This window comes from Flavobacterium humidisoli (assembly GCF_023272795.1).
GTDB lineage: Bacteria > Bacteroidota > Bacteroidia > Flavobacteriales > Flavobacteriaceae > Flavobacterium > Flavobacterium humidisoli.
The window spans coordinates 1076480-1086922 of sequence record NZ_CP096829.1; the positions used below are offsets into that span (position 1 = coordinate 1076480).

Sequence of the window (10443 nt, forward strand, 5' to 3'; positions counted from 1 at the left end):
ATTTGCAAATCTTTTCTGAATTAAATGAACTTTACTTACCCTAAAAATGAGCGTTTAAAAAGCAAAACGACAATTGGATTACTGTTTTCTAATGGAAAATCGGTGTCCAAATATCCGCTTCGTTTGGTTTACCGTCAAGCGGAAGCAAATTCAGAAGAACAAACCAAAATTGGCGTTTCAGTTTCTAAGAAATATTTCAAGAAAGCTGTTGATCGAAATTACTTCAAAAGAGTTTTGAGAGAAACCTATCGATTAAACAAACATTTGCTTTTGGACAATTTGGATCAGCCGTATTCGATAATGCTTTTTTATCAGACCAAAGACCGTTTATCTTACGAAGAAATCAATACTAAAATGATTCAATTGTTTGAGAAATTTACAGCTCAAATCAACAAACCTTTAGATTCTGAACCAAAAACCGAAGCGTAAATTTCAAAACGTAAGATTATTAATCAAGTTAGGCAAAAAAATCGTAGTTTTAGCTCTAAATTGAAATTTTATGCGATATATCTTTTCTTTATTTCTGTTTTTAGTTATTACACTATCTGCTTGCAGTAAGGCATCTGATGATAAAGTATATAACAGTTCGGTTTCTGCCATTACAATGTCAGCACCAGCATCAGTAGACGGTCCGCAAACAATTCCTCAAAAAATCATTAAATCAGCTAATCTAAAATTTGAGACAGCTGATATTGAAGAAACTTTTCAGCAAATTCAAAAAGCAGTTAAAGAAAGTCATGCATCCATACAATCTGATTCTGAAGGTAAAAACGATATTTCACTTTACAGAAACATAACTGTAAAAGTTCCGAGTCAGAATTTTGATGTTTTTTTACAATCAATTACAAAAGGTGTTTCTTATTTTGATCAAAAAGAAATTTCATCAGAAGATGTTACAGATCAATATATCGATCTGGATTCGAGATTAAAAACAAAACGTAAACTAGAAGAACGTTATATAGAGATTTTAAAAAAGGCAACTAAAGTAAGCGAGATTTTAGAAATTGAAAAACAGATTTCTGAGATACGAGAAGAAATTGAATCAAAACAAGGCCAGTTAAAATATTTAGAAAGCAGAATTTCTGAGAGCAGGGTTTTTATTCAATTTTACAAACCTATTGCCGAAAAACAAAGCGTAAAAGTTTCGTACGGATCAAAGTTGTTAACCGCCGTAAAATCTGGATTCAATGAATTGTCCGGCTCATTTATTTGGTTAATCAGCATTTGGCCGTTTATCATCATATTTTGTGTATTAGCCTATTTTATTAGAAAAAGATTTAAAAGAAGAAAAAAAGAATAATCATGTATCCGTATTTCAAGAAGAAATTTATTATACCAGTCGCTGCGGCGGGAATGTTATTTGTTGGAACCAGTTTTAAAGAAGATTTTTTTGAAATTGCCAAACAGATCGAGATTTTTACGACTTTGTTTAAAGCCGTAAATACCAATTATGTTGACGAAACCAATCCGGGAGATTTGATGGATAAGGCCATAAAGAGCATGTTGGCAAGTCTAGATCCGTACACGGTTTATTTTAACGAACAAGATGTTGTCAATTTTAAAATCAATAATACCGGAGAATATACAGGAATTGGTGCTTTGATTTCTAGAAAAAAAGACCGTTTAATTGTTCGCGAGCCTTATAAAAATTATCCAGCAGACAAAGCTGGACTTAAAGCAGGTGACGAAATTATCCAGATTGGCGATGTTTTGATTGCTGATTTTAATGATGATGCTTCTCAACTTTTAAAGGGAACAAAAAATACGAAAATCAACATCAAATATCTTCGTCAAGGAAAACCAAATACTACCGTTTTAGTTTTGGATGAAGTTGATATTAAATCGGTTCCCTTTTATGGAAAAATTGATGATAAAACGGGTTATATTGTTTTGGCCCATTTTAGCAGAAAAGCTTCTGCAGAAGTAAAAGAAGCGTTGGAAAAACTTAAAGCCGACGGTGCCAAACAAATAGTTTTGGATTTGAGAGGAAATCCTGGTGGTTTATTAAACGAAGCCATTGATATCTGTAATTTATTTGTTCCAAAAAATGAAGTTATTGTAACAACAAAATCTAGAATTGAAAAACACAATAATACTTATAAAACACAAAAAGAGCCAGTTGATACGGAGATTCCATTGGCCATTTTAGTAAACGGAAGAAGTGCCTCGGCATCTGAAATTGTTTCTGGCGCTTTGCAGGATTTGGATCGTGCTGTTATTCTTGGAAGCAGAAGCTTTGGAAAAGGTTTGGTGCAGCGTTCTGTCGATTTAACTTACGGAACACAATTAAAAGTTACCATTTCAAGATATTACACGCCTTCAGGAAGATGTATTCAGGCTCTTGATTATGCACACAAAGATAAAAATGGTGTCGCGCAAAAAACGGATGCCAAAAACTATAATGCTTTTAAAACTAGAAAAGGCAGAACGGTTTATGACGGCGGAGGGGTTTTACCAGATATAGAATTGGAAGAAGCAAAAACCAGTGCAATTGCTACTGCTTTAATCAAAAATGATGGTGTTTTTGATTATGCAACAACATACTATTACAAAAATCCAAATTTGGGCGATAAGATTCCGACTTTGACTGATACAGATTATACTGCTTTCAAACAATATTTGAAAACTAACAAAATCACTTTTGACACAGAAACCGAAGTGGCTTTGAAAAATACTTTAGCTGCAGCTAAAAAAGAAAAAATAGACGAGACCATTACTGCCGAATATCAGCAATTGTTAAATGCTTTAGAAAAAAGCGAAACTACTTTACTGGATAAAAACCAAAAAGAGATTAAAAACATGATCTTGGAAGAATTGATTAAAAGATATCAATATCAGGAAGGTTTGTATCAGTATTACTTAAAAAACAATTCTGAAATTAAAAGAGCAGTTAGCGTATTAAATAACCAAACAGAATATAAGACGATTTTAAAAATGTAGTGAATGAAGATAACTTTAGCCTTGGTTCTTTTTTCATATTATACAGTAAACGCACAACAAAAACCTGTTGAAACTATTTATTTTGAATTCGACAAGTATGATTTGACAGAAAAGCAAATCAGTGTGGTTTCTAACTTTATAAAAAGCATAGACACTTCTAGAGTTGAGTCTATTCAGATTTATGGCTATTGTGATGATCGTGGAAATGATGAGTATAACTTTAGATTGTCAAACAATCGAGCCAATACCATTCAGGATCTATTGATCAAAAAAGGATTCAATCAAAGTAAAATTGTTATTCTGGAAGGAAAAGGGCGTGTTGTCGTAAAAGCAGATACGATAGAAAATCTGTACGAAACGCGTCTCCGAAATCGGCGGGTTGACTTAATTGTTGTTAAAAAGAATAGTTTTGGAAAAGGAATTCACACTTCTTTCAAAGATAAGTTAAAAGTAGGCGATAAAGTTTGTCTAGAATCCATTTTATTTGAAATTGGAAGTGCCAAATTAACTCCCAATTCTAAAAAAGAATTGGATAAAATTGCAATAACGCTTCAAGATCATCGAAACTTAAACTTTGAAATACGTGGACACGTTTGCTGCACACCCGAAATTTACAGCGACGGAATTGATAAAGACACTAAAGAAAGGAGACTTTCTTGGAATCGCGCCAAAACTGTTTTCCATTATTTAATGTCCAAAAAAGTATCCAAAAGCCGCATGACCTATATTGGATGCGGCAATAAATATCCTTTAGGCCGAGGCGATAATTACGATCGGCGGGTAGAATTTGTCATTACTAAGATTTAGTTTTTAAAGTCTCTAAGATGCTGAGTTGCTAAGATTCTAAGATTTCCTCATTTTTATTATTCGAGAATCATTTCTATATGCGGAATATCATCTTCTAAATACATTTCGCTGGTTTGCACAAAACCGTGGCTTTCATAGAATTTCTTCAAATACAATTGCGCTCCTATGGTAATTTTATCTTTCCCAAAATTGGATTGAATTTGTGCAATAGCTTCTCGCATTAATTCGTGTCCCCATTTTCTGTCTCTGTAATTTTGATCTACAACGACTCTTCCGATCGAAGCATTATCGAAACTAATTCCAGCATCAAATAAGCGCGAATACGCTACGATTTTACCTTCAAATTCTCCTATAAGGTGCAATGCTTTCTTGTCTTTGCCATCAAGGTCTAAATAAACGCAATTTTGCTCCACTACAAAGATTTCACTTCGCAATCTGAGCAAATCATATAACTCATGAACCGTTAGTGCCTCAAAAGGCTTTATTTTCCATTTTAATTCCATTATTCTACTTTTTGCCACCAAGGCATGAAGGCGCTAAGTTATATTTTAAAATATAAAAGCACAAAGTTAAATTTCAGATAGATTTGAAAAAACTTTGCGCCTTTGTTGCTTTGTCACTTTGTTTCTATAGAAAACTACTTCTTCGTCATTACGATTTCCATGCTTTTATATTCTGTTCCATTTTTTGTATCGTACATTTCCATTTTTCGTGTTTTAGCATCTACGATAGTGTAAACTTCTCTGTACTTTGTATTTTTTGCTGTTACTGGATCGGCCATTTCTCCGTCAAATTCTATACTCTTGGCACTTTCATTATACTTTCCTCTGCCTATCATCATCCCAGTTCCCATATTATCAATAAATGTAGAGATGTATTCTTTACTCGCATTATTATAGCCTACTGTGCCTTTACCATCAAATGGCTGTCCCATCATAGTTCCTTTGTAAGTTGCCTCTTGAAAACGTCCGCCTAATATCATTTTGATTTCGGCTACACAAGTTTCTTTTTCAGGTTTTGCGTTTGCATCCGACCAAAATGTCATATCGCAGTTCCAAGTTCCAACTTCATCAGCCAGTATTTTATGTGGATTTCCTGGTGTTGCATATTCTTGCCAGGCTTTCATCTGCGCCGCAGAATCTAATGGCGCTTCAGCAACTGGTTCTTCTGTTTTAATAGAATCTGTCGCCGTTGTAGGCGTGGCTTCTTCCTTCACTTCTTTTTTACAAGAAATAAAACATAAGGTTATTATTGCTAAGGTTGCGGTTAATTTTTTCATAACTAATTGTTTTTATGTTTGTTATGAATAAAAGTACGAAAAATTTTGTTACAAGTTTAAAGTTTCAAATTTCACGTTTACACGCTGAAAGAATTGAAACTCAAAGAACTTGAAACATGAAACAAAAAACCTATCGTTTGTCTATTTTGACTGTTTTAATAATGGCTTCAAGTTCTAGCATTAGATCGCGTTCTTGATGTGAGGGCGAATAAGAGAATCCTTCAATAACCAAAACACGATTAAAGGTTGGGTCTATAATTGCATAATTGATAAATGGTCCTGTCATGAAATCATTTTTCAATTCCCATGTTCCTTTTGTTTCGAAGGCTTCTTTATTGTCCAATATTATTTTTGAGAAATAGGGTGCATAAGCTTCACTGGTAATCATTTGTGTATTGGGTTCACGGCCCTGAATGTATTTACCTATTGAATCACGCATTTTGACAATAGCATTTACAACGTCTTTTTTCTTCTTGAAATTATATAGCGGAATCTGATAAATTAACAGACTAGTATTACCACTTATAATTTCCTTCTTAAGCCAGATGAATTTCTTTTTATGCAACATGTATTCATATCCTGTCGGGATTTGAATATTGATGTGAAACTTGTTCTTAATAATCGCTTTATTTAACAATGAAGCACTGTTATCTTCTTGAATTTTCTGAATTTCGGCATCGTGAATAATTTTGATTATTTGCGGTGCGTTCAATTCTAGACTGCATATAATATCGTCTACCGATTTTCCGTAAATGCGAAAGGTATTGTGAGGAAGAGTTTTGCTTCGAATGATTTCGAATTTCTCTGCGTTTGTTTTTTTAACTACAATGATGCTTCGGCTATCTGTAACAAAACCTTCAAGCAACCTAGCAGGATATTGATTAATGGTAAAAAGCGGTTCTTCTTGAGTAAGTCCAAGAACCGGTGAGGCAAATTTATTTCTAATACTATCGCCTACTTCTCCGTACCACAACTGATCATCAATTATGACCGATATGGTATTGGTTTTTCCAGAAACTGTTTCGCTTTGTTTTTCACTCTTGAAACAAGAAGTCAGGAAAAATGGAACTAATAGCAATAAAAAATGGGTTTTATTCATTTTTTTAATTTATGAAATAAAACCCAAATTTAATAAGATTTTTCTATTATCCGTTTATTTTAAGTTTCATTCCCGGTTTAATATCTTCATCTTTAATGCCATTCCATTTTTTAATATCTGAAATTGTTACTCCAGGATATTTTTTAGAAATGCTGTATAAAGAATCTCCTTTTTTAACGTAATAATCTTCACTAACGTTTTTAGAAGGTGCTTTTTTCTTGAATGTATCAACCGAGTTTGATGCAATTGCTGTTGAAGCCGGCTCTTCTATAACTATTGCTGCTTTAGAAATAATAAGTGTTTTTCCTAAACCAATGTTATTTGAAGTTAAATCGTTAAGTTCTTTTAACTCCGCAATAGTCGTACCGAATTTCTTTGCAATGCTACCTAAATTGTCGCCAGCAACTACAACATAGTCCATATCGACAGCTGTTTTCTCTTTATTTTCAGCAGATGCGATTGCTTCTTCTTTTTTATCTACAATTGCATTTGCTTTAATAGCTGAAGGTGAAGACTCTTCAGGTTTAATTTTTAAACTTCTGCCAATTGCAACTGCATTTGTTTTTAAATTATTCCATTTTTTAATCTCGCCAATGCTCACATTATACTTGGAAGCGATTGCACCTAAATTATCTCCTTTTCTAACTTTATAAAATTCGAAATCTCCATTATCAATAGCCGCAGGTTTAACTGTTGCTGGTTTTGCTTTCGGAGCATATTTTACAGCTAATCTAGAAGAGGTCGATCTAAATTCTGTATTGTGTTTTACGTAAGCATAAATTTGCTCTTCGTTTGATACAAAAGTTGCTACTTTATCTTTTGGAAGTCTGATAAAATGCTGTTCTCCTTGATAAAAAGGAACAACTCCCATTTTGTATGACGGATTTAAAAGCTGAATTTGTGATTGTGGCATGTCTAACAAATCGGCAATCTGTTTGAAAGACATTTGATTTTTGATTGCTACAGTATCTGTTTCAAAGTTTTTAACCACAGCTCTTTCCGGATTGATTCCGTGTTCTTTGTGGTATTCAAAAAGGTACATTGTGGCTAAGAAAGCGGGTACGTAACCTTGAGTTTCTTTTGGAAGATAATTACGAATGTCCCAGTATTTTGTTTTTCCGCCAGAACGACGAATCGCTTTGGTAACATTTCCTGGACCTGAGTTGTAAGAAGCTAAAACCAGTTCCCAGTCGCCAAAAATATTGAACATTTTGGTCATGTACTCAGACGCTGCAGCCGTAGCTTTAAGAGGATCACTTCTTTCGTCGATATAAGAATCGATTTTTAAAGCGTATTGTTTTCCGGTTCCGTACATAAACTGCCAAAGTCCCGTAGCGCCCATTTTAGAAACTGCTTTAGGATTTAAAGCAGATTCTACAACGGCTAAATATTTTATTTCCAAAGGAACATTTTGTTTGGCAAAAGCATCCTCGAACATTGGGAAATAATATTCTGATAAAGCCATTAATCGAGAAAACGATTTTTTACGGTTCTTAAGAAATGACTTTATTATATTTTCTAAACCTTGATTGTATTGTATCTCAAAAGGTGATTTCTGATTCATTGCCGCCAAACGCTGTTTTAGCAGTTCGGTTGGGAGTTCTTCATCAACAGTAACATCTTTGTTAATGGTTTGAATGTCTTTGGTCAGATCATCATAAATATCTAGACTTACTAATTCATTCATCCAAAGACTGTCTACTTTTGTAGCTAAATGGTCTTTTTTGAATGTGCTTTTAATAGAGTCTAAATATGAAAGCTTAACCTCTGGCTTCAGTTCTAAATCTGCCTTTGCCGTTTCCTGTGCACAGACAGCTAACGAAAAGAAAGCGGAAACCACTAATGATAATTTTTTTACAATCATATAACATTATTTTAAAATTCTGTAATTCAATCTATTACAAGAGTTGTATTTTTGCAAATCTAAGCCCTTTATTGAAGAAAACTGTTTAAAAAAATGTTAATTGTGATATTTTAGTCTAAAATCGCAGCGATTCCAGGTAAAATTTTTCCCTCTAACATCTCAAGCATTGCCCCGCCACCAGTAGAAACGTAGCTCATTTTGTCTTCAAATCCGAACTGTTTTACTGCTGCAACAGAATCTCCACCACCAACTAATGAAAATGCTCCATTTTGGGTAGCTTCTGCGATATAATCTCCTAATGCAATTGTTCCTTTAGAGAAAGTTTCCATTTCAAAAACTCCTAATGGACCATTCCAAAGAATTGTTTTTGACTCTAAAATAACTTTTTTGAAGTTCTCTAAAGATTTTGGACCTGCATCTAAACCTTGCCAACCATCAGGAATTGCAGTTACGTCTACAACCTGAGTATTTGCATTATTTGAGAAATCGTCTGCAGCAATAACATCAACAGGAATATGTACCTGAACTCCTTTTTCTTTTGCTAATCTTAAAATTTCAAGAGCCAAATCTAATTTGTCGTCTTCGCAGATAGACTCACCGATTTTTCCTCCTTGAGCTTTAATGAAAGTAAAAGTCATTCCTCCTCCAATAATCATGTGATCTACTTTATCTAAGATATTTTCGATAACGGTGATTTTAGAAGATACTTTAGAACCTCCAAGAACAGCAGTTACAGGTTTTTCACTGTTTTTAAGAACTTTATTTAAACTGTCAATTTCTTTTGCCAATAATGTTCCGAAACATTTTTTGTCTTCAAAGAATTGTGCAATAATTGTAGTAGATGCGTGCGCTCTGTGAGCAGTACCAAATGCATCGTTTACATAAATATCTCCAAGAGAAGCTAATTCTTTAGCGAAAGCTACATCTCCTGCTTCTTCTTCAGCGTGGAAACGTAAATTTTCTAATAAAAGAACTTCGCCTGGTTTTAAATCTTTTGCTGCAGTTTGAGCTGGTTCTCCAACGCAGTTTTCAGCAAATTTTACTTGAACTCCTAAAATTTCAGAAGCTGTTTTTAAGATATGTTTTAGAGAGTATTTCTCTTCTGCTCCTTTTGGTCTTCCAAGGTGCGACATTAAAATCACACTTCCGCCTTGAGCTAAAATAGCATCAATTGTTGGCTTTGCTGCTTCAATACGTGTTGTATCTGTTACATTAAAATTCTCATCCAATGGCACGTTGAAGTCAACACGGATAATTGCTTTTTTATTTTTAAAATCGAAATCGTTTAAAGTTTTCATCTGCTAATTTTTTTAATTTTTTGAAAGAATAACAAATATAGAACTTTTACAGTAGTCTAAATTTCAAAAAAGCAAAAATAATCCATTAATAAAAACGAAAACGTTGTAAATTATGAAAACAAACAAAATAATTCTCAAAAATGATAAAAATTACTTGTCTAATCGTGAACTGGACTTTGTGTACAAGGACAGTTACTGATAGATTGTAAGAAATCGAATCCAATGGTGATGGAATGAGTTCCTGTGTTATACGTTCCAAGTCCGTTAAACATTAACTGATAAGAGTATGCAAAATAGAATTTAGATTTCATAAAACCGGCCATTGGTCCCATTGCCAAAGGTTTTGGGAACTGGTCATTTAAGAAACGGTAAGACACTCCAATCCAATAGTAATCTTCGTAACGATTGTAACGTCTGTATTTGAAGTTAAAATCGGTTGTCGAACGCTGGTCATTTGCAAAGTACTGTAAGAAAACCGATGGTTCGTATTCGATACGTCTGTTTTCACCATCTTTAAAAGTGAATCCAGAATATACCTGAAAGTTCGATAAAAGATCTGGTTCGTTTGTTCTTTCAAGACTAATATTCTTTTTCAATACGTTATTGGCATTGAAACTAAAATAAAATCCTCTGTTACGATACAAGGCACTAAGATCAAAGTTGTTGTTAGATGTACGACGATCGTCTGTTATCCCTCCGTCAGTCCCCGTAAAATTGTTGGTTTCTAAACGAAAAGTATTGATGTTATACGAAATACCAAATGAAAGGTATTGTTCTGTACGATAATCTAAGATCAAGTGGTGCGCAAATGAAACTTTGGCTCCTGTTTGTCTTGTATTACCATTGCTATCATTATACAATGACAAACCAACTCCAGAACGATCTAAAACACGAAAATCTGCATACAATGACTGGTTATCTGGTGCGTCTTTAATTCCGACCCACTGTGTTAAACCATTGGCTCTAATACGGAGATTATCTCCAATACCAGCATAAGCAGGAGAAAGAATAAAAGGGTTATCAGCTAAATACTGGGTAAACACCGGTAGGTTTAACTCTTGGCTGTAACTTGTTGTTACAGCCATGAGTACTAAGGATAAAATAAGCTTTTTCATTGTAATAATATTTTTAGATAACATCATTGGGGCTATAATTT

Annotated in this window: 10 protein-coding genes; 4 read left to right on the forward strand and 6 right to left on the reverse strand. The window is 33.8% G+C overall.

Features of this window, described 5'->3' with window-relative positions:
- Positions 1–24: 24 nt before the first annotated feature.
- The 4 genes from rnpA (at position 25) to M0M44_RS05030 (ending at position 3747) form a co-directional block, all read left to right on the forward strand.
- Positions 25–429 (forward strand): ribonuclease P protein component, encoded by a 405-nt coding sequence (rnpA, locus tag M0M44_RS05015; protein WP_248728783.1) that lies wholly within the window; start codon positions 25–27, stop codon positions 427–429.
- 70 nt (positions 430–499) lie between these two features.
- Positions 500–1300 (forward strand): DUF4349 domain-containing protein, encoded by an 801-nt coding sequence (locus M0M44_RS05020; RefSeq protein ID WP_248728784.1) that lies wholly within the window; start codon positions 500–502, stop codon positions 1298–1300.
- A gap of 2 nt (positions 1301–1302) precedes the next feature.
- The gene (locus M0M44_RS05025) at positions 1303–2940 is read left to right on the forward strand and encodes a S41 family peptidase (protein ID WP_248728785.1); all 1638 of its coding nucleotides are present in this window, start codon (positions 1303–1305) and stop codon (positions 2938–2940) included.
- A gap of 3 nt (positions 2941–2943) precedes the next feature.
- A complete protein-coding gene (locus tag M0M44_RS05030; protein WP_248728786.1) occupies positions 2944–3747 on the forward strand; it encodes an OmpA family protein in 804 nt (267 codons plus the stop codon).
- A gap of 56 nt (positions 3748–3803) precedes the next feature.
- On the opposite strand, the gene M0M44_RS05035 is transcribed toward M0M44_RS05030, so the two are convergent.
- From M0M44_RS05035 to M0M44_RS05060, 6 genes are all read right to left on the reverse strand, one after another.
- A complete protein-coding gene (locus M0M44_RS05035; RefSeq protein WP_248728787.1) occupies positions 3804–4250 on the reverse strand; it encodes a GNAT family N-acetyltransferase in 447 nt (148 codons plus the stop codon).
- A 134-nt stretch (positions 4251–4384) separates the two neighbouring features.
- A complete protein-coding gene (locus tag M0M44_RS05040) occupies positions 4385–5026 on the reverse strand; it encodes a DUF1579 domain-containing protein (RefSeq protein ID WP_248728788.1) in 642 nt (213 codons plus the stop codon).
- A 130-nt stretch (positions 5027–5156) separates the two neighbouring features.
- Positions 5157–6125 carry a DUF4837 family protein gene (locus M0M44_RS05045; protein WP_248728789.1) on the reverse strand — a complete coding sequence of 323 codons (969 nt, stop codon included), beginning with the start codon at positions 6123–6125 and terminating at the stop codon, positions 5157–5159.
- 46 nt (positions 6126–6171) lie between these two features.
- Positions 6172–7989, reverse strand: coding sequence for a LysM peptidoglycan-binding domain-containing protein (locus M0M44_RS05050; RefSeq protein WP_248728790.1), 1818 nt, complete (start codon positions 7987–7989; stop codon positions 6172–6174).
- Positions 7990–8099: 110 nt separating this feature from the next.
- A complete protein-coding gene (locus M0M44_RS05055) occupies positions 8100–9287 on the reverse strand; it encodes a phosphoglycerate kinase (RefSeq protein WP_248728791.1) in 1188 nt (395 codons plus the stop codon).
- A 158-nt stretch (positions 9288–9445) separates the two neighbouring features.
- On the reverse strand, positions 9446–10402 hold the full coding sequence (locus M0M44_RS05060) for a PorP/SprF family type IX secretion system membrane protein (protein WP_248728792.1): 957 nt from the start codon (positions 10400–10402) through the stop codon (positions 9446–9448).
- Positions 10403–10443 lie beyond the last annotated feature (41 nt).

What these genes read in the sequence shown, in the direction of transcription:
- rnpA (WP_248728783.1), top strand. Translation starts at nt 25, where the DNA reads ATGAACTTTACTTACCCTAAAAATGAGCGTTTAAAAAGCAAAACGACA.
- M0M44_RS05020 (WP_248728784.1), top strand. Translation starts at nt 500, where the DNA reads ATGCGATATATCTTTTCTTTATTTCTGTTTTTAGTTATTACACTATCT.
- M0M44_RS05025 (WP_248728785.1), top strand. Translation starts at nt 1,303, where the DNA reads ATGTATCCGTATTTCAAGAAGAAATTTATTATACCAGTCGCTGCGGCG.
- M0M44_RS05030 (WP_248728786.1), top strand. Translation starts at nt 2,944, where the DNA reads ATGAAGATAACTTTAGCCTTGGTTCTTTTTTCATATTATACAGTAAAC.
- M0M44_RS05035 (WP_248728787.1), bottom strand. Translation starts at nt 4,250, where the DNA reads ATGGAATTAAAATGGAAAATAAAGCCTTTTGAGGCACTAACGGTTCAT.
- M0M44_RS05040 (WP_248728788.1), bottom strand. Translation starts at nt 5,026, where the DNA reads ATGAAAAAATTAACCGCAACCTTAGCAATAATAACCTTATGTTTTATT.
- M0M44_RS05045 (WP_248728789.1), bottom strand. Translation starts at nt 6,125, where the DNA reads ATGAATAAAACCCATTTTTTATTGCTATTAGTTCCATTTTTCCTGACT.
- M0M44_RS05050 (WP_248728790.1), bottom strand. Translation starts at nt 7,989, where the DNA reads ATGATTGTAAAAAAATTATCATTAGTGGTTTCCGCTTTCTTTTCGTTA.
- M0M44_RS05055 (WP_248728791.1), bottom strand. Translation starts at nt 9,287, where the DNA reads ATGAAAACTTTAAACGATTTCGATTTTAAAAATAAAAAAGCAATTATC.
- M0M44_RS05060 (WP_248728792.1), bottom strand. Translation starts at nt 10,402, where the DNA reads ATGAAAAAGCTTATTTTATCCTTAGTACTCATGGCTGTAACAACAAGT.